At 36.0% G+C, this 20,066-nt stretch carries 20 protein-coding genes, 2 tRNA genes and 1 riboswitch; of the genes, 10 read left to right on the top strand and 12 right to left on the bottom strand.

Annotation, left to right across the window (positions count from 1 at the left end; genetic code table 11):
• From I2F23_RS11860 to I2F23_RS11875, 4 genes are all read right to left on the bottom strand, one after another.
• Window positions 1-1,050: DUF475 domain-containing protein (locus I2F23_RS11860; RefSeq protein WP_195772807.1), on the bottom strand; the 1,050-nt coding region annotated here is incomplete at its 3' end.
• Window positions 1,051-1,098: 48 nt separating this feature from the next.
• Window positions 1,099-1,252, bottom strand: a riboswitch (yybP-ykoY riboswitch).
• A gap of 189 nt (window positions 1,253-1,441) precedes the next feature.
• Window positions 1,442-2,026 carry a single-stranded DNA-binding protein gene (gene ssb, locus I2F23_RS11865; RefSeq protein ID WP_195772808.1) on the bottom strand — a complete coding sequence of 195 codons (585 nt, stop codon included), beginning with the start codon at window positions 2,024-2,026 and terminating at the stop codon, window positions 1,442-1,444.
• Between the two features lie 48 nt (window positions 2,027-2,074).
• Window positions 2,075-3,448, bottom strand: a complete 1,374-nt coding sequence (locus tag I2F23_RS11870) for an MFS transporter (RefSeq protein ID WP_195772826.1) — start codon at window positions 3,446-3,448, stop codon at window positions 2,075-2,077.
• A 159-nt stretch (window positions 3,449-3,607) separates the two neighbouring features.
• Window positions 3,608-4,672, bottom strand: coding sequence for a DUF475 domain-containing protein (locus tag I2F23_RS11875; protein WP_195772809.1), 1,065 nt, complete (start codon window positions 4,670-4,672; stop codon window positions 3,608-3,610).
• Window positions 4,673-4,847: 175 nt separating this feature from the next.
• On the opposite strand from I2F23_RS11875, the gene tenA reads away from it, so the two are divergent.
• Window positions 4,848-5,516: a thiaminase II gene (gene tenA, locus I2F23_RS11880; protein WP_195772810.1), complete on the top strand. Its 669-nt coding sequence runs from the start codon at window positions 4,848-4,850 to the stop codon at window positions 5,514-5,516.
• 39 nt (window positions 5,517-5,555) lie between these two features.
• On the opposite strand, the gene I2F23_RS11885 is transcribed toward tenA, so the two are convergent.
• A complete protein-coding gene (locus tag I2F23_RS11885) occupies window positions 5,556-5,840 on the bottom strand; it encodes a YciI family protein (protein WP_195772811.1) in 285 nt (94 codons plus the stop codon).
• 212 nt (window positions 5,841-6,052) lie between these two features.
• Between I2F23_RS11885 and I2F23_RS11890 the strand changes: the two genes are divergently transcribed.
• The 3 genes from I2F23_RS11890 (at window position 6,053) to omp33-36 (ending at window position 10,812) form a co-directional block, all read left to right on the top strand.
• On the top strand, window positions 6,053-6,439 hold the full coding sequence (locus tag I2F23_RS11890; protein WP_195772812.1) for a hypothetical protein: 387 nt from the start codon (window positions 6,053-6,055) through the stop codon (window positions 6,437-6,439).
• 151 nt (window positions 6,440-6,590) lie between these two features.
• A complete protein-coding gene (gene uvrA / locus I2F23_RS11895; RefSeq protein WP_195772813.1) occupies window positions 6,591-9,419 on the top strand; it encodes an excinuclease ABC subunit UvrA in 2,829 nt (942 codons plus the stop codon).
• A gap of 466 nt (window positions 9,420-9,885) precedes the next feature.
• Complete coding sequence (omp33-36, locus tag I2F23_RS11900; protein WP_195772814.1) at window positions 9,886-10,812, top strand: porin Omp33-36; 927 nt, start codon at window positions 9,886-9,888, stop codon at window positions 10,810-10,812.
• 52 nt (window positions 10,813-10,864) lie between these two features.
• On the opposite strand, the gene I2F23_RS11905 is transcribed toward omp33-36, so the two are convergent.
• Complete coding sequence (locus tag I2F23_RS11905) at window positions 10,865-11,563, bottom strand: ion channel (protein ID WP_195772815.1); 699 nt, start codon at window positions 11,561-11,563, stop codon at window positions 10,865-10,867.
• 153 nt (window positions 11,564-11,716) lie between these two features.
• Between I2F23_RS11905 and I2F23_RS11910 the strand changes: the two genes are divergently transcribed.
• Window positions 11,717-12,091: a hypothetical protein gene (locus I2F23_RS11910; protein WP_195772816.1), complete on the top strand. Its 375-nt coding sequence runs from the start codon at window positions 11,717-11,719 to the stop codon at window positions 12,089-12,091.
• Window positions 12,092-12,230: 139 nt separating this feature from the next.
• Window positions 12,231-12,863: a DedA family protein gene (locus tag I2F23_RS11915; protein WP_195772817.1), complete on the top strand. Its 633-nt coding sequence runs from the start codon at window positions 12,231-12,233 to the stop codon at window positions 12,861-12,863.
• A 72-nt stretch (window positions 12,864-12,935) separates the two neighbouring features.
• On the opposite strand, the gene I2F23_RS11920 is transcribed toward I2F23_RS11915, so the two are convergent.
• The 3 genes from I2F23_RS11920 to I2F23_RS11930 form a co-directional block, all read right to left on the bottom strand.
• A complete protein-coding gene (locus I2F23_RS11920; RefSeq protein ID WP_228284752.1) occupies window positions 12,936-13,289 on the bottom strand; it encodes a hypothetical protein in 354 nt (117 codons plus the stop codon).
• Window positions 13,290-13,416: 127 nt separating this feature from the next.
• Window positions 13,417-13,815, bottom strand: a complete 399-nt coding sequence (locus I2F23_RS11925) for a SirB2 family protein (protein ID WP_195772819.1) — start codon at window positions 13,813-13,815, stop codon at window positions 13,417-13,419.
• A gap of 8 nt (window positions 13,816-13,823) precedes the next feature.
• Window positions 13,824-14,141, bottom strand: coding sequence for a BolA family protein (locus I2F23_RS11930; protein ID WP_195772820.1), 318 nt, complete (start codon window positions 14,139-14,141; stop codon window positions 13,824-13,826).
• Between the two features lie 202 nt (window positions 14,142-14,343).
• Here I2F23_RS11930 and I2F23_RS11935 point away from each other — a divergent pair.
• Window positions 14,344-14,419: transfer RNA gene (locus I2F23_RS11935), tRNA-Gly, on the top strand.
• A gap of 42 nt (window positions 14,420-14,461) precedes the next feature.
• Window positions 14,462-14,537: transfer RNA gene (locus tag I2F23_RS11940), tRNA-Gly, on the top strand.
• A 651-nt stretch (window positions 14,538-15,188) separates the two neighbouring features.
• On the opposite strand, the gene I2F23_RS11945 is transcribed toward I2F23_RS11940, so the two are convergent.
• Window positions 15,189-15,587, bottom strand: a complete 399-nt coding sequence (locus I2F23_RS11945) for a hypothetical protein (protein ID WP_195772821.1) — start codon at window positions 15,585-15,587, stop codon at window positions 15,189-15,191.
• A gap of 186 nt (window positions 15,588-15,773) precedes the next feature.
• Between I2F23_RS11945 and I2F23_RS11950 the strand changes: the two genes are divergently transcribed.
• Together I2F23_RS11950 and I2F23_RS11955 are read left to right on the top strand one after the other, a co-directional pair.
• Complete coding sequence (locus tag I2F23_RS11950) at window positions 15,774-16,370, top strand: class I SAM-dependent methyltransferase (RefSeq protein ID WP_195772822.1); 597 nt, start codon at window positions 15,774-15,776, stop codon at window positions 16,368-16,370.
• Between the two features lie 13 nt (window positions 16,371-16,383).
• Window positions 16,384-17,409, top strand: coding sequence for an HNH endonuclease domain-containing protein (locus tag I2F23_RS11955; RefSeq protein ID WP_195772823.1), 1,026 nt, complete (start codon window positions 16,384-16,386; stop codon window positions 17,407-17,409).
• 82 nt (window positions 17,410-17,491) lie between these two features.
• On the opposite strand, the gene I2F23_RS11960 is transcribed toward I2F23_RS11955, so the two are convergent.
• Together I2F23_RS11960 and I2F23_RS11965 are read right to left on the bottom strand one after the other, a co-directional pair.
• Window positions 17,492-18,328 carry an OmpA family protein gene (locus tag I2F23_RS11960; RefSeq protein ID WP_195772824.1) on the bottom strand — a complete coding sequence of 279 codons (837 nt, stop codon included), beginning with the start codon at window positions 18,326-18,328 and terminating at the stop codon, window positions 17,492-17,494.
• 86 nt (window positions 18,329-18,414) lie between these two features.
• On the bottom strand, window positions 18,415-20,066 hold a 1,652-nt coding region (locus I2F23_RS11965; protein ID WP_195772825.1), incomplete at its 5' end, for a YadA-like family protein.

A 20,066-nucleotide genomic window follows, 5' to 3' on the forward strand; every position in this document is an offset into this window, starting at 1 on the left:
CATTTGTTGTTTTCTATAAGAAATAGATGAAAGTGCTGACCATCCAATAAAGAATATACCAATCAATCCTGTAATAATTTCTGAAATATGAAGTCCTGTGCCACCAGAAATCATAATGAATGCCAATGCACCAATGGCATAATGTGCACCATGCTCTAAATAAATATAGGCATCTAATGTACCTTTATCAACCAAATATACAGTAAGAGAGCGAACAAACATCGCACCAATTGCTAAACCAATCATAATGGTGACAACGTCAGTCGTAACTGCAAATGCTCCTAGTACACCATCAAAGCTAAAGGAAGCATCTAAAATTTCTAGATATAAGAATCCTCCCATACCACCTTTAACGACGGTTTTTCCTAAGTTTATATTTTCATGGCCATGAGAGTTACTTTCCAATAAACCACTCACCACTTGCACCCCCACATACACCATAATTCCCCATAATCCTGCCATGGTTACACTATGATGTGCTGCACCTGTCACATACTCACTCATAATCATGAGGCAAGCAATAGCGATAAAAATTGATATAGCAGGTGCACGACCCAAGCTAGCTAAATGCGCTTCAATCCACTTAAACCAATGGGTATCTTTATTTTGGTCGAAAATAAAATTCAGAAAAACGAGAAGAAGGAACATACCACCAAATGCAACAATTTCGGCATGATGCAATGTTAATTGTTGAGCATATTCGACAGGGTTATTTAAAGCGAGATGTGCAACATCCACCATAGACATATTGGCAGTAAAACTGACAATCAATAATGGAAAAATAAGTCGCATACCAAAAACAGCAACTAGAATACCTACAGTAAGAAATAATTTTTTCCAGAAGGGGTTCCAATGCTTTAATACAGAAGCATTTACAACAGCATTATCAAACGATAAAGAAACTTCCATGACAGCAACAAGCATTGTAATTGCTAGGACTTTTAGCATACTTGCTATGCCTGCATTTGGACCGTGTGTGTATCCCCAATATGCAGAGACTAGAAGACATATCAATGTAAAAAGAATTGAGAATCGGAAGTGCTTTAACATGATAAAGTCCTTTAGCTAGCATAAAACCAACGATTCATCTCTCCTGCTAGCTAAAGTTTTTCAAAGCAGAGAAATAAATCAAAGGTCTTGCCAACAAAGGATTTTTGGTCTTTGCTATGATGGCCATGTTTTTCAAAACAATTATGTTGACCATCACCCGTTTACTTGGTGTAAGCGGAGGCTACTCCCCAATGAAGTCTTTCTATTATATTTAAAATTATTTTAGTGTCAAAATTTTCTCATCAACTTAGACTTTAATTAGACTAAATTTAAAATTATTTTATTTTTACATCGCATTGGTCATAAAAAAGCCCAATAAAGATTGGGCTTTTAAATATTTGTTAATTAATATAAATTTTTAAAATTAACAAATATAGGTCTCTAGTAAGTGTCAGAACGGTAAATCATCATCTAAGTCATTTGGTGCAGGCGAACTCGGTTGCTGAGGTTTCTGCATCACATTATTTTGACCATACCCACCGCCAGCATTCTGACCTGCAAAATTATTCGAGTTGTAACCCGTATTTTGCGGTGGAGTATTTTGATTACCGTAACCATTACTTTGTGGCTGCTGATTAAATCTTGGTTGTCCATATCCACTTTGGTCACCACCACCAAAGTTTGGTGCTTGATCACCCATTTGACGTGAATCGAGCATTTGCATTTGATCGCCTCGGATCTCAGTAGTGTAACGCTCTTGACCATTTTGATCTGTCCACTGACGAGTACGTAAAGAGCCTTCGATATATACTTTCGAACCTTTACGTAAATACTGCTGAGCAATTTCACCAAGACGGTTATTCAATACAATACGGTGCCATTCAGTATTTTCTTTTCTTTCACCTGTATTTTTATCTACCCAGTTTTCACTTGTTGCAATAGAAAATTGAGTGATCGAACCACCATTTGGAAAAGTTTTTGTCTCAGGATCTCGCCCCAAAGTTCCGACTAGAATAACTTTATTTACACCGCGCATGTGCTATTGCTTCCTATATCTTTCTAAGATTTTCTATCGCCATTATACCTAAATAACGTGCTGTTTCCCAAATAACTGCGACAGTCGTTGTCTTCCTTCTTCATCAATGATCTTCTTATCCAACTTTACATAAGCAACTTTCTGCTCAGCCATCACAACAACTTCTTCAATTCCATGAATATCTAATAACTCAGCTGTCCAGTTTTCTGCTGTATTTTGATCATTGGCTTCAGGGAGTCTTAAAATAATTGACGATAAATATCTTGGTTGCTTTAAACCAAAACTGATCACAAACCATACTAACGCAATTACTGTTAAAATAGACCAACCAATAGATGTATTATGTAACATTAACAATTGACCACCCAATGTTCCACCCACGAATGCTCCAAGAAATTGGGCACTGGCATTTACACCCATTGCAGTCGCTTTTGATTGAATTGGTGCAGCTTTAGAAAGCCATGAGGGTAATAATGCTTCCATGACATTAAAGGCAACAAAAAATAATCCCAGACCAAGTAACAATAAATATTTAGAAGTCGCACCGAGCGTCAGTACAATCAGGCCTAAAATTACGCCAACAATTGCCATTAAGAAAATACCACGCATTTTGCGGTATTTCTCGGCCAAAATAATGCTTGGAAATGAAAAAAATACACCTATTAGCAACAGCGGTAAATACACTAACCCATGTTTTTCAAGTGGAATATTTGCATATGTAATTAGCTGTGACGGTACATAAATAAACATTGCCGTGAGCAAAAGGTGTAATGAAAAAATCGACACATGCAGTCGATTTAAGTCAGGCATTTGTAATACTTGTTTAAGTTGACGTAAATAACCTTGCTGAAAATTACGATGATGCCGTGTTGTTTTAGGCACTAAAAATAGGGTAAATATGGCCAACATCCCCATAATTGCAGTAACCCAAAACAAGCCAGAAATACCCACCAACCCAGTCAACCATGGGCCAATGCTAAATGCCACAACAAAAGATAGCCCTATACTCATTCCCATGACAGCCATCGCTTTTGTCCGATGCTCCTCGCGAGTCACATCTGCCAATAAAGCCATAACTACGGCAGAGACTGCACCCCCACCAGCAATAGCACGTCCAATAATTACACCGTAAATTGTGTGGGACATCGCAGCAACAGCACCACCTATTGCAAATAACAGTAAGCCTAAAACGATAAGTGGCTTACGACTAAATCGATCTGCCCATAAGCTAAATGGAATTTGTAAAATTGCTTGTGATAATCCGTAAACACCTACAGCTAAACCAATGAGCGCTGGCGTTGCATATTGATACGATTGCCCCTCTACAGCAAATACAGGAATAATCATAAACAACCCAAGCATTCGTAGTGCAAAAATACTACTCAAAGCAAAGGTTGAACGGCGTTCTAAAGCATTCATCATATTCATTTTATCAGTGGGTTCTTTCTTTCAAGGGCATTATAAGATGGCTCATAGGCTGTCTAATATATTTTAAAGTGAGGAAAAAGCAGGATGCTTCCTCCCCTATTCTATACAATTTCCTGAAAATTGACTTAATCTAATTTCTAATCATCATAATAACTATTTTGAATGCTGACGATTGTATTTACGAGATGCAAGTACAGACCATACAATAAAAGCAATCCCTATTAAGCCTGTCGCTACTTCAGGAATATGCATACCAGCACCCGTCATAAACATAATGACTGCTAATGCTCCAATTGCATAATGGGCGCCATGCTCTAAATACTTATATGATTCAAGTGTTCCTTGATCTACGAAATAAATTGTTAATGCACGTACAAACATTGCACCAACAGCAAGCCCGAGCATAATAATGACCACATCCGTGGTAATCGCAAAAGCACCAATCACACCATCAAAGCTAAATGAAGCATCTAGAATCTCTAAATATAAAAACCCGCCAATTCCTGCTTTTACAAGCCCTGAACCTGCCTGATTATTTGCAGATGACGACTCATCAATTTCAGGTTCTCCTCCTAAAAGATGACCTAGAAGCTGTACACCTACATAAACAAGAATACCCCAAATGCCTGACATAATGACTGCCAATCGAATACCATCAACTACATAATGAGACATCACTAAAAGTAAAATGAGTGTAATAAATACGGAAATTGCAGGTACATTTGCCAAATGTGCAAATTGTTTTTCTAGATATCTAAACCAATGAACGTCTTTAGACGCATCGAAAAAGAAATTCAAAAATACCAATAGTAAAAATGCGCCTCCAAATGCAGAAATTTCTGGATGATGCGCCATTAAACGCTCAGAATATTCGGTAGGATGATTGAGTGCCAATTGCGTTACATCGTACATACTCATATCTGCTGTCACAGCGACAATGACAATTGGAAAAATAAGCCTCATTCCAAATACGGCAATAATCATTCCCACTGTTAGAAACAACATTTTCCAAAAATGATTCCATCCTCTTAAAATCGAAGCATTGACAACAGCATTATCAAACGATAGAGAAACCTCCATCACAGCAAGTACAGCCGTAATCATTACTGCATTTAACATAGCCTCTATTCCTGCATTTGGACCATGATAAAATCCCCAATATGCAGCAATAACTAAACACACCAAAGTAAAAAGAATAGAAAACCGAAAATGCTTCATGAACTGACCTACAAATATGGGAATGGATATATCCCAAAACAAACAAAATATGATGAAATAATAATGGGCTTATTATGCCAATTTTTAATCTCTTTGGCATGATATTCCGCTGAAATACAATAAGGTATAGTTAAGGCCGATTTCGCCTTAATTTAAAATTATAGAGATACAACCAATGACCTTTACACAAACACTCTGGCAAAAAAACCTTGAACTCTACGAAAAAATTCAAAACCATCCTTTTAATCGGGAAATGGCTCTAGGTACACTCAAGCCAGAAGTATTCCAACATTATATTATCCAAGACTCACATTACCTTGTGGCTTATGGTAGAGCGCTGGCTGTAGCAGCAGCAAAAGCCTTTGAAGCGGACGATATTATTCAGTTTTCAGAAGGTGCAAAAGTTGCCATTATTGTAGAGCGCAGTCTACATAGTGAATTCATGCAACAATTTGGAATTACAAAACAACAATTTGAACAAACGCCTCTTACACTGGCATGTCACCATTATACTTCTTTTTTAACTGCGACGGCATGGTCTGAAAGTTATCCGATTGTACTTGCGGCCTTACTTCCATGTTTTTGGATTTACGCTGAAATTGGTAAAGATATTGTTCAGCATAGCCAAAAGAATAATCCTTACCAAGCATGGATTGATACCTATTCAGGTGAAGAATTCAATACAGCTGTAAATAATATTATTGCAACGGTCGATCAGGTCGCATCGCAGGCAGATGCACATACACTCGAAAAAATGCACAACGCATATCGTCGTGGCGCAGAGTTAGAGTGGTTATTTTGGGACAGTGCGTATCATCAACGCCAATGGTTAGGTCTAGACTAAACCCATAACTTTCAGCATAAGCACTTCTACAAAAATGTCTTATGCTGAAATTAAAGTATCAAACCCACTTAAGGCACGTGAAAACTCGACTTGAATAATTTCATAATCTGCAATCATCTGAAAAGGGTCTGCTTGCAATATATCTTCAAGTTTTTTCCTAGACATCGATTTCACAAGAATAACCCCACCATCTCTAGGTACTTTTCTTCCTGCTGCAATAAATTCTTCTTGTTCAAAATGTTGTAGTAGCCATGCAATATGTTTCTCTAAATAAGCGTCTACTTCATTTAGAGGTTTCGTATAATTTAAATTCACAATAAACATATTATTTCCATTTTTCGTTCTTCTAATTTCTTAAAAAATAGTAACATAATTTCGTTAAAGAGTAGTCCAAATTAAAATATAAGAAATACTATAAAGAAACACCTTAAGCCATTGTTTTTTAATATCTATTAAATTAATTTAAATTTATAATCTTAGCTAGACCTTTAAAATAAAATATGTAATGATAATCATTACTAATAACAGGCTAGAGTATGGGGCACATGAAACAACAGCTTTCTCAAGGTACGGAGGCACTTAGAGCGATGGTTACACTACGTCAGTGCTGGCTAGAAAATGAAGAAATTTATATCAATAAAGGCTGTCTACATTGTGGCTCAGCTGCCACCTATCTAATTTACTTTACCAATAAAAATATTCAAAAAATTATGCTCGATTTTATCTCGCGTTATAATTGTAATCATTCAGGCCGTTTTGATTTACTCGATCTGAACCATTTTGAAAAAGAATATGAACAATTTCTCTCATCCGTTGAACAAGAAATTATTCACTATGCATTTAAAGAACAAAACACCCCTCGTAAATATGCTTTTGAATCCATTGAATCAATCTTTGAACGAGAATTAAATATGGCTTGCTAAACATAAAAATATTTTTAGGAGAATCTCTTTTTGAATAAATTACATAATAAGAATTAACAATTCATCACGTGGTGATAAGCCCAAATTTCAGGCATATTGATATACACTATAAGAAAGTAATTATTCATCAAATTTTAGGATTCTCCTCTTTATGAGCCAAAGTCATATCCGTATCCGAGGTGCACGCACACATAACTTAAAAAATGTGTCACTCGATATTCCACGTGATAAATTTGTGGTCATTACGGGGTTATCAGGCTCAGGAAAATCTTCCTTAGCATTCGATACCCTCTACGCTGAAGGGCAAAGACGCTATGTAGAATCTCTGTCAGCTTATGCGCGCCAGTTTCTTTCACAAATGGAGAAACCCGAAGTAGATTCTATTGAAGGGCTTAGCCCTGCAATTGCCATTGAGCAAAAATCGACAAGCCATAATCCACGATCGACAGTCGGCACTATTACTGAAATTTACGACTATCTACGACTCCTTTATGCTCGTGTAGGTACACCCTATTGTCCAGAGCATGACCTACCTATGGTTGCACAAACAGTCTCTGAAATGGTCGATGCAGTAAAAGTACTTGAAGAAGGTACTGCTCTCATGCTTCTTGCACCTGTCGTGCGTGAACGCAAAGGTGAATACACTCAGCTTTTTGAACAACTGCAAGGTCAAGGTTTTGTTCGTGCACGTGTCGACGGTGAAATTATAGAAATTGATACACCGCCTGCACTCGACAAAAAGAAAAAACATACGATTGAAGTGATTGTTGATCGCTTCAAAGTTCGAGATGACTTAGGCAACCGTATTGCTGAATCTTTTGAAACAGCACTACGTCTAGGTGGGGATATTGCCATACTTTCTTGGATGAAAGATGAACAACCTGATCGAGTATTTTCTGCAAAACACTCATGTCCAGAATGTGATCGTGCCGTTGGAGAACTAGAGCCTCGCCTCTTCTCATTTAACAATCCGTTTGGTGCTTGCCCTGTATGTGATGGCTTAGGAACACGCAGCCACTTCAGTCAAGAAAAACTCATTCCAAACCCTGAGCTTTCAATTAGCCAAGGTGCAATTCGTGGTTGGGATCGTCAAAAACCTTATTACTACGCCATGTTGCAAAAAGTTGCATCGCACTTCGAATTTGACCTTGAACAACCATGGCAGTCTTTAAGTAAAGATGTACAGAAAAAATTTCTTCAGGGCACAGGTCGTGAAAAAATAGATATGAGTTATACAGACGAACGCGGTCGCCACCACAACCGTGTTCAGGTATTTGAAGGAATTCTTCCACACCTTGAACGACGCTACCGTGAAACTGAAAGCAATTACGTTCGTGATGATTTGGCGCAATACCTTTCAAATGCTGCTTGTGACGCATGTGGGGGCTCTCGTCTAAATGAAATCGCACGCCATGTTCGTGTTAAAGATAAAACCATCGCTAACATTACACAAATGTCGATTGGTGATGCTGAAAATTATTATCAAGATCTAAACCTTACAGGCGCTAAAGGTGAAATTGCAGATAAAATTTTTAAAGAGATTCGTGAGCGTTTACACTTTCTTGTCAGTGTTGGCTTAAATTATCTCAGTCTATCTCGATCTGCCGAAACACTCTCAGGTGGTGAAGCACAACGTATTCGTCTTGCCTCACAAATTGGTGCAGGACTTATGGGTGTAATGTATGTATTAGATGAACCTTCCATCGGTTTACACCAACGTGATAACGATCGTCTACTGCAAACACTAATTCGCCTAAGAGATTTAGGAAATACTGTTTTAGTAGTTGAGCATGATGAAGATGCCATTCGTGAGGCCGATCATATTATTGATATTGGGCCAGGTGCTGGTGTACATGGCGGTCATGTGATTGCAGAGGGTACAGCCAAACAGCTAGCGAAAAATAAGCATTCTTTAACAGGGCAATATTTGGCAGGCAAGCTGAAAATTGAAGTGCCTAAAGAGCGTCTTAAACCAAGCGATCCTCAAAAAATGATTCAACTCATGGGTGCGCGTGGCCATAACCTCAAGAATGTAGATCTCAAAATTCCGCTAGGTATTATGACGTGTGTGACAGGCGTTTCAGGTTCTGGTAAGTCAACACTCATTAACCGTACGCTACTCCCGTTGGCTGCGACTCAACTTAATGGAGCAACCACCCTTACCCCTGAAAAATTTGATTCGATTAACGGCTTACAATATTTAGATAAAGTCGTAGATATTGACCAAAGCCCAATTGGTAGAACACCTCGCTCTAACCCTGCCACGTATACTGGACTATTTACGCCAATTCGTGAGCTATTCGCACAAACACCTGAAGCAAAAGCACGTGGCTATGCTGCGGGTCGCTTCTCATTTAATGTCAAAGGTGGACGTTGTGAAGCATGTGAGGGAGATGGCATGATTAAAGTTGCAATGCATTTTTTACCCGATATGTATGTGCCTTGTGATGCCTGCCACGGCAAACGTTATAACCGAGAAACATTGGAAGTTGGCTACAAAGGTAAAAATATCTCTGATGTTTTAGAAATGACTGTTGAAGATGCTGCTGAATTTTTTAGCGCTATTCCAGTCATCCATCGTCGTTTAGAAACACTGACGCAAGTGGGACTCGGTTACATTCGTTTAGGTCAAGCTGCAACGACGCTTTCTGGTGGCGAAGCACAACGTGTGAAGCTTGCAAGAGAACTTGCTAAACGAGATACAGGACAAACCCTATACGTATTAGATGAACCAACAACGGGCCTACATTTCCACGATATTGCAAAATTGCTCGATATTTTGTATGAGTTGCGCAATAAAGGAAATACTATTGTCGTCATTGAACATAATTTAGATGTCATTAAGACAGCCGATTGGGTTGTCGATCTTGGACCTGAGGGTGGTTCAGGTGGCGGACAGATTATTGCTGAAGGCACACCCGAAGAAGTCGCACAAGTTGAAGCTTCTCATACAGGTAGATTCCTTAAGCCAATGCTCTAACATGATACTTGGCATCAGGCATTCACTATGACTGTCTGATGCCAACCATATTTACTCATCTATTCTTCATTTAAATATGTATATAACCAATAATCACTTTTTAAATAAGAAAAATACTCCAATAAGTCATCAATTAATGAACCATTTACGTCTTAAAAATCGACAAAAAGCATACAAAATAATCAATTTTTCAAAAAATTAACAATTGATTACATAAAAACAAACATCTATATTATGGTTACTTATTAATCAATCATTTATTTTTAGTTAAAATTTTGTATACTTTACCCCTTTGTTATACATCATATTTTTTTTAGATCTGATTTGAATTTTTAATTTTCGTAAAAGCATCATATTTTTTTTCTATCAAATTTATCTAAAAATATGTTCATCAGATCATTGACTAAATATTTTGTAACAATAGAATAAATATCATTATCTAAGTAGATAACTTTGGACATTTATTATGAAAAAAATCGGTTTAGCAACAGCGGTTCTTTTAGCCATGACCGGCGCTCATGCTTACCAAGTAGAGTTACAAGGTCAATCTGAATATATCAATTCAAAAGGATTTGAGAACTCTTACACAGGTGACGGTCAAGGTACATTCTATTTTAAAGATGTAGACGCTTCTAAAGGCCCATTAGCTGAAGCTGCATTTTTAAATAAAGCATCTAATGTACAAGTAGGTTACCACTTCGATCGTCAAAAAGAGTTTAACAACACTTCTACAAGTGAAAAAACTCAATCTTATGGCGCTAAAGCTGAAGGTTACTACGACACTTCTTACATCCCTATGCCAGTATACGGCAGTGCATCATATACACACACTGACGTAACTTCAAAAGAGCAAGGTGACAAAGATAAAGATCGTGGCGACCGTTATGCATTAGAAGTTGGTGTACTTCCTACAAATAACTTCTTAGTCGCTGTAGGTTATACAAACGTAACAAATGCTTATTCATTAGATAACTTCAAAGCATTTAACAACGGCGTATTAACTGCACGTAACGAAGCTAATACAGCAAATGCACGTTATAAAACTGATGCAGTGACTGCACGTGCGAAATACGTAGGCAACATCGACAACACAAACATGGCTGTTGGCTTTGAAGTAGATAGTATCTTTGTTCGTGGTAGCGCAGCGTATGGTCTAGCAACTGACCTATACCTAACACCTAAGTTAAGCGTTGGTGCTACATATGCAGACACATCTGCATTTGATTCAGGTACTGACCACATTTGGGGTGGTAACGTAAACTACTTCATCACACCTGCAATTTCAGTTGGTGCAACTTATACAAAAGCAAATGCTAAGAACTACCGTGTTGTAGACTCAAATCTTGCTCAAGATGCACAAACAATTGGTTTAAATACTCGCGTACGTTTCTAATCTAGAAAAAGTATTTATACTAAAAAAGGACTCTTAAGAGTCCTTTTTTATTTTAATCGTCATCTTCAGGCGGTGAAGATTTATGAATATATTGCAATGCAATTAAACGTGAAACGACCATTGCCAAATACATGACACCTACAAACATTTGCAAAATTGAAAGTACTTTCACTGCTGGTGCGATTGGAAGCAAGTTGGATAGCCCTGTAGCGGACTGCAAACTGAAACTAAAAAACAAAATATCTAGCCAAGATTGAATACTTGTATCTTGCACTGAGTTTGTAAAACTATTTGGAACCAGCAACTGACAAATATTATAAGCATAAGCAAATGCCCAAGCGAGTAACGTAAATACAGCACCTGCAGCAAACAATTCGTCTTGTGTTAAATATCGATCAGCAAACATATACCTAAGTAGGCTATACGTTGCAGAGAGATAAGCGCCTATTTCAAAGATATGAGCACCCACTTGCAGATAAACATTATAGCCTCCAATCATCATTAAAACTAAACAGACAATTGCACCACTAATAAACAACTTTCCCAATGTATGAAATGAAGCAGTATGCTTAATGACACGTGCAATAAATAAAAGTGCGAGAACCCCACTTCCCCACATGACCAATTGATAATACAAATTGGTGACTGGTAAAAAGGTCAACATTAAAATAATTAATTGAAATATCAATAGCCATGCAGATGGTAAACGTTTCCAATGATATATAATTTGTTTGGTACGAGAAAATGCCATAATGACAATAGCCTTAGCTTTAAGATTTGCGAGTAGATCCAAAAAATACGTTACGTCATACACTGTTACGCTTTTTATATGATCTCATTTCTAAAATTATGCTAAATATAATATAGATTATTTGTGCTTTTGTTCGTTTCAAAAGGTATTATTATGCGACTCAATCACTTTCTTATTTGCATCGTTTCTAGCATCCCACTCATTGCATGTGCGCAAACAAATACTGTCTTAAAAGGCCAAGAGAACTTTATTGGGCAATGGCAAGCACCACACAGTAAAATTGAAATTGGTCACGATGGCAACTTACAATACAAAGCGTCTTATCAGCAAGAACAAAAAACAGCAAATACATTCCAACAAAGTAGTTCACAATCAAACATCAGTGCGCCTATTACACAAATTGATACGCAACATATCCAAGTCGGTACCGGTATATTTTCCACTCAATTTAATGTAAATAAGGCGCCTTATCTACAAAATGGTCAGTGGCACATGACTATTGACAATGAAAACTATTTAAAAAAATAACTGGTATAGGTATTTTTCTTTAAATGTGTGAACTGCCAAAAAATAATAGTACATTCATTATAAAAATATAGATTTTAGTTACTGACTTTCAGTAAATAGACTGTTAGCATTTTCATAAGATTATAACTTTTAACGACACATGGATATCATTAGCTTCATTCTTCATATAGACCAGCATCTCCTTGATTTTATTCACCAATATGGTCGTTGGATTTATGCCATTTTATTTTTAATTATTTTTGTTGAAACTGGCTTAGTCATTATGCCTTTTTTACCAGGCGATAGCTTACTTTTAGCTGCAGGAGCACTCGCTGCCTCTACTGGTGTCATGGAGCCAATTCCGCTCATTGTTCTTCTATCAATTGCTGCGATTTTAGGTGATACCGTGAATTATCATGTGGGTAAATATATTGGCCCGCGTGTATTTGAAATGGATTCGAAGCTTATTAAAAAAGAACACCTTTTAAAAACACATGAGTTCTTTCAAAAGCATGGAGGTAAAACAATTATCTTCGCTCGATTCCTTCCATTCTTTCGTACCTTTGCACCTTTTATTGCTGGTGCAGGAGATATGAACTATAAGCAATTTCTTTTCTTTAATGTGGTCGGTGCTTTATTGTGGATTAGTTCTTTGGTGACATTAGGCTATCTATTTGGCAATATTCCTTTTATTAAAGATAACTTCTCTCATGTTATTCTCGGTATTATTATTTTAAGTATTTTACCTGCTGTATTTGAATATTTTCGTAATAAGCGTAAGTCTAGTCAGTAAGAATAAATATCAGATATACACTTCTTCAATGTTAAATCAGGTTTGACAAAGAAGAAGTACTCTGTATTCCATCTATTTCTTTATAATTTTCATAGGACAGTTCTTAAACTGAGCGGCTTGCGCAATTGCATCTTGTTGACCTAATAATTGAGAAATTTCTGTACGTTTTGTATTTGAAGACTGACCTAAATTAAAAGAAAGTGATGGGCCAAAACCCCAACCCCCTCTACCCCAGCCACCGCCAAGTCCTAAGCCCACACCCATTCCAGTTCTCTTAGGTGTTTCCACACCTTGTGCCATATACTGCTGAATACGGTTATATTCAGATTGTAATTGTATACAGCTAAAGCCTTGATACTGCGCAGGAGATACGTATGTTGGTTTGACTGGCATAGTACTACATGCTGTCAGCGTAAAAACTGCCATTATCGGAATCAAATATTTAAATTGTGTCATATCTTCATCATCCCTTGTTATTTTTATAAGCCAAAAATATTCTTTATTATTTTTGGCCTTTTCTATAAATATAACAATTGTAATTTGTAATAGTTGATTAAAATAAATTTGGCTTTATTGCTACCAAAATAAGAATTGCAATAAAAGCAATCCATGCAAGAACAATTCCCCCACGCCGTTGAACTGGTAGGATTTCACCTGTTCCCTTTTTAAAAGCTTTAATTAATGATGAAAGTAACACCACAAAAAGAATTGCTTTGGCATAAAACCAATTTTGAACAACAAAGCCTTTTAAATAAAGTAGCCACCCACCTGTAATCAGAAAAAGTCCAAAAGCACTATGTTGCAAAATAACTATCTTTTTTCGAGAAGATAAATTTGAAATATCCAAAGAGGGATTTTTTCTAAATAAAATGATTGTTTGAATCACTAACGTTATAAATAATAAACAGATGGCAACGCCATGTATTATTTTAAGCAATGTAAATAAAGTCATTGTTATACCTATTGTACTTTAGGTGCATGCGCACATTCAGGACTAGTAGGCACATGACCATCCCACTCCTCTAAACTGTATGTATGTAAGGCCAATGCATGAATTGAGCCACCACCAGCCATAAGTAAGTGTTGTACATGTGTATATACCAGTTGATGCCTTTTCACAGCACGTATACCTTTAAATACATCACTGACAATGATGACTTTAAAATGAGACTCTTTACCCGGATAATATCCTCCATGACCAGAAGATTCATTGATCACTTCTAAATGAATAGGTTCAAGTTTAGATAAATGTCCTAAAAGTTGTTGCTCTAATTTCATATGAGTTATGGCTACAAAAATTTAGTTCTATTATAACAATAATATTTAGTAAGAAATCATAGAGGAAACAAATCGTTCGATACGATAGAACTGCTCACTTTTAAACCTAACCATATCACATTGATTTTATTTTATTCAATTAAATCAGTTTTTTTAGATTTTATGTTGCTTCTAACAGCATTTCAGGTATTATACCTCTCACGCGGGAATAGCTCAGTTGGTAGAGCACAACCTTGCCAAGGTTGGGGTCGCGAGTTCGAGTCTCGTTTCCCGCTCCAAATATTTTTTAGTGTAAGTTTTTATTAAAAACTGCTCGATATGCGGAAATAGCTCAGTTGGTAGAGCATAACCTTGCCAAGGTTGGGGTCGGGAGTTCGAGTCTCCTTTTCCGCTCCAAATTCTAAAAAGCCCTATCATCCAGATGAGGGCTTTTTTCTTATGTAGAATATACCACTAGAATAACAAAACACTTCATGTAAAAAGCCTATTATTATGGATGTGTAAACCATGTCAACATCACTTTGGATATTAAGTTATATCGCTTATAGCATCATATATAAATGGATTATTTCATGGGGTGGAGCTAAGTACATAAAAGGTTGGAAAAGTGTTTTTTTCACAGATATGGAGTCCTCCGACTGGAGTACTGAGCAAATTAGACTCATGACCTTGTTCTTATGGCTAATCTATACGATTTTATTTCTAATTGGCTTATTTCATCCTGAGTATAGATTTTTCAAATCTACATAAGTTCAATAACTCGTCATTATTTTATAAAGATAAAGTAAATAAAATGCCCTATCATTTAGCTTTAGATTCAATAAATATAAACAATTTAAGTTGCTAGTCTACACTTCTGTATAAGCCTACTAATTATTATAAGAAGGATACAAAATAGTTTTAATCTTACAAAAACAATTTTAATCATAAAAATGCTTAGTAGGTTGGCTCTGTTCCTCAGTTTGATTGTTAAATGAAGCAATATAAATGCCTACTCATGCTTTTAGAAATTTTTTAAGTGAAACTACACACTTTTATTAAGTAAATTCAAAAGCAATCTTGAACAAAATTAGTATGTTTTCCAAGTTTAATTGGAATAATAGGTGTATCACCAAATGTTATATCATTGATTGTCTTATCAAGCTTATTTACTTTAATTAATCCGATAGGATCCATTTCATCATCGTCAGATTTTAGCGACGATACTTGAATCAATTCAACTTGTGCATCTTTAGGTTTAACATCTAAAGTTAGATTTTTTCTTGAAATATTATTTTTAACTAAAGCAAAATTTCTTTCATTTGAAACAATATCCATCAATTGTGTTAAGCACTGTTCTGTATCTTTCAATGTACTTTCTATATTCGGATCAGACTCAGCTTCGCTCTTTACAGTACATCCAGATAGAATTAAAAGGCCACATAATACTGATATTTTTTTGTACACTACGATCAAAACTCTTTTAAATTAAACACATGAAAAATATTTCTCATGAAGAATTATAATACCAAAATCATTATATAATAAAGTATAATTTAAAAATTAAGTTTTTCTTTTAGCATATTAGACACCTAATTGACTATACTAAATGAGAATAAGTACATTTAAGAAATAGAGTTTGATTAATCAATCATGAGCGATACATTAGATAACTTAAGCTACTATAATAAATATGCAGAACATTTTTTTGAGACTACATATTTACTTCAAATCGATGATTTATATGAACCATTTCTAAGCTACTTACCCCCTAAGAGTCTTATTTTAGATCTTGGTTGTGGGTCTGGACGAGATACATTAGCCTTTAAGAACAAAGGCTATCAAGTTGAAGCACTCGACTACTCAATTGAGCTTGTCAAAAAAGCAACCCAACTCACTGGATTAAATGTAAAGCATGAAAGTTTTTATAACCTGACAACCACCACTAAATATGATGGTATATGGGCATGTGCATCGCTGCTCCACTGTAAAAGAGACCAACTAATTGATGTTATTACGCGTATCCATCTTGCACTAAAACCAAATGGTATTTGCTATATGTCTTTTAAATATGGTGATAAAGATCGTGAACAAAATGGAAGGTCTTTTACAGATTTAAATGAAGAGCAAGCACATTCCTTACTTAAAGATATCAATAATTTATTAGTATTAAAACAGTGGATTACATTAGACCAAAGACCGGATCATGATGAAAAATGGTTAAATATTTTATTTAAGAGAGTATCTTAAAACGAGTCTTTATATGTCAGAATTTTATGAAATTGAACCTTCTATTGAGAATTATTGGCGTTCTATTATTTTATTTGGACGCAATGTCGCTTCATATAAATTTGCTCTTGCTAAATCTCTCTATGAATTAAAGTTAAATCATCATACGATTATTACTTTAGATGAACTTGCTTTACCATTTAGTCAAAATATTTGCCAACACCTTAAACTAGTCGATAAACAAACAACGTCTAATTCAAGTAAATTCTTAGATTTCTGTAGGGCTTATAATGTAAATGAAATTAGTCATGAAACATTAATTGCAAAAACAGTCCAATATGGCTTTGCTAATGTGATCGATGCTTTTCATAATGTTCATGGAAAGGAAATACCTAAAAAATTCTTTGTAGATGCTCGAAAGACACATCAAGGAATTATTCTTACTGATGAATTATTTGAGTTGTTTAACTCACTAAATACTCAAGATTTAATTCATGAAACAGAATCGAGATGGCGCTTGGTTGAAACCGCTTGGGATATGAATTTACCAAAACATTTGGTACAGATTCAACATGATGAAACTGGAATTTTAGTCGCAGAAAACAAATTAAGACGCATAAATGTAACTTCTGCTAAGTCCGCATTAAATGGCTATCAGAAAGGTAAATGTTTTTATTGTTTTAAACCTATCCATCTTGAGTCAAATTTTGAAAACTCCGCAGAAGTAGATCATTTTTTCCCACATAAACTTCGTGACTGTGATAGTCAAAAACCAATTAATGGCGTGGCAAATTTAGTTCTAGCTTGCAATACCTGTAATCGTGGTTATCAGGGTAAGTTCGATCGCCTACCCTCATTAAAACTATTAAAACGGTTATATAAACGTAATGAGTATCTCATTACAAGCCATCATCCGTTAAGAGAAACTTTAATAGGTCAGACAGGATTTCATTCATCTTCAAGGAAAGATTTTTTACAGAATGCATATGATTGCGCAACTCTAATTTTAGGAAGTCATCAAAAATGGGAGCCATCTGCTCAAGGAAGTGATCTTTTTTAAAGATTAGATTATGATTTTTATTAAATTTAGAACTTAAAGATAAAACTCAAAATTAAATTCGAGTTTTATCTTTTAAAATAATTTATTTTATAGCAGGGTTATTTTCAGGCGTACCTTCTATATATCCATCAACATCGACAATTACTCGTCGATTAGGTGCTAAGCAATCTATAAGCTGTTTTTTTTCAGATATACCCTGACATTCTTTAACTGCGTCTTCAGAGCCCTTTGCAATAGTATTAATGATCTGCGAAGGAATACCTTTTAAAGTTAGATATTGTTTAATTGTCTGTGCCCTATTATAAGAAAGTTTTTCATTATAATCCTGTGTACCCAACCGATCTGTGTAACCAATAATCTGAATTGTATTTAGCTCTTTAAATTTGCCTAACTCTGTAACTAAACTATCCAGGTCTTCTTTTCCCTTTGTGTTTAAATTTTCAATATCATATTTATCAAATGTAAATAATGCATCCACCGACAGTGTATAACGTTTATTTGCTATTTGTTTATGCTGTATATTAGGTGGACAAACACCGTTTTTAGGATTGATAGGATTCCAATAAAAACTACTAGCAATCATATTATGATCAAAAATGACTTTAAACTGGCAAGTGGTAATATCGTTTTCACCTTGCCCAGGCGTAGTAAAATGAAATAAGTAATTCCATTCTCTTGGTCTCCACCCATCATCATAATGTGGACGACCAATCAATGAATACAACTGATCTTTGGTCATCCCTTTTCTAATTTCACTTAAGCTTTGTAAATTAGGAAAAGTCCCTTGATCTTTATTTAAGATAGTCTCTACTTTGTGCCATTTAGGATCGTTTGTTGTACCCTCTTTAGTAATTGATGTTCCTGTTGTACAACCACCGAGCAAGAATCCTGCGATACTTAGTATGATTAAATTCTTCATGTTATCAATCTCATATCATTATTTTAGATAAATTTATTTATTGGATTAGAGATAGGCATAAGCTATCTCTAATCTTATTTAAACTGTTACCATTGGATTCCAGTACCTACAGTTCCACCAAAGTCGCCACGTGAATTTCCACTACCACTGACTTTAAATACCCATCTACCACTATCTGAGATAGAAGACATACCAATCGCATAGCCATTTTCACCGCGGAATGTACCACCACTAATTGCTAACATGCTTTTTCCTGGAATATAAGCCTGTGGTAATCCAGCGGTAGCAAGTGCTTGTGCACTTCCTGCGTTCGCATGTTTTTCTAAATCGTCAATTCGTTTATTTGTAGTATAAAAAGCTTGTTCAAGTTGATTTCCAACATTTGTGACCTTCTGATCTAATGCATTTAGGGCATCGCCAACATTGGTTTGTGTTCCACCTGCAATATTGTATGTCGGCCCTGTATTTGTTGCGTAGTCAGCACCACCACCTAAGTAACTATATATATTGGAGTTACTTGTATATAGCTGTGAACCATTTATAGCATCTGTTGAAGTTGAAGTAACTGCACCAGAGGCAACATTGGTAACTTTTTGATTACCTGCATTAATACCATTTTGATCAATAGTCACCCCAGCAGAAGTTAACTTATCAGTTGTAATTGAACCAGAAGTTACTGTATTAAAGTTTGCATCTTTACTGGTTGCAACCTGATAGTTGGTACTACCATCAGTATTTTTACTGCTTGTTACTGTAACGTTATCACCTGATGTTACGGTTGTTTTTGCTTGCGTAGCAGCTGCACTTGCACTTTGGGCAACCTGTTGTAGCTGATCTTCTGTTGCTGCTTGACCTGAAACAATATTATCTGCGTCCCAAGTTGTGTTTGATAAGCCATTCACTGTACCCGCTGTACCATTTACAGTGACTTGGCCTGCAGTAACATTTCCTTTAGAGCCATCAATTTGAACACTACCTGTTTGAATTGTACCGGTAGTACCATCGACTGAAATAGCTGTGCTTCCAGATCCTACTTTAACTTGGTTGCTCAAACCAACCGTCACATTATTTCCAGAGTTAGTGACTGTAACACCGCTTGATTGTGCACCATTAATATTCAATGTATCTCCAGACTTCACTGTGCTTGTGGCAGTTACTCCAGAATCAGTAGCGACTTTCCAACCTTGATTTGCAGTGGTTGCTAGACTATTTACATATGAAATTGCATCATTAATTGTCGTTTGTCCCGTACCACCAATATTGGTCCAACTAATCTGATTATTTGAGTATGTAGCATTACCCCCAAATAATTGAGTTAAGTTATTTCCTAAACCATAAAGCTGATTACCTGTTACTGCATCTTGAGAGGTTGAACTAATATCACCATTAGCAACATTCGTTATTTTTGTACCTGCAGCATCAATACCGGTTTTAGTTATACTTGGGCCATTTGCAATCACTAAACCATCTGAAGTTAATGTACTATCACCAACTGTAACATTATTAAATGTTACGTCATCGGCTGTAGATACTTTGATCCCACCTTGCCCATCGTCAGACAATTTAACGTTCGTTCCACTAACAAAGTTTGCGGTATTGTCCGTTTTGCTAATGCTTTTTACATTGGTGCCATCCACTTGGGTTTGCACCGTTTGTAGTCCACTGTCTGCACTGGCTAAGCTATCTTTCGTTGCCTGACTTAAGTCAACCGCATAGTCCGTTACGTTGTTGCTGTTTG

This window comes from Acinetobacter pollinis (genome assembly GCF_015627175.1).
In the GTDB taxonomy this organism is placed as follows: Bacteria; Pseudomonadota; Gammaproteobacteria; order Pseudomonadales; family Moraxellaceae; genus Acinetobacter; species Acinetobacter pollinis.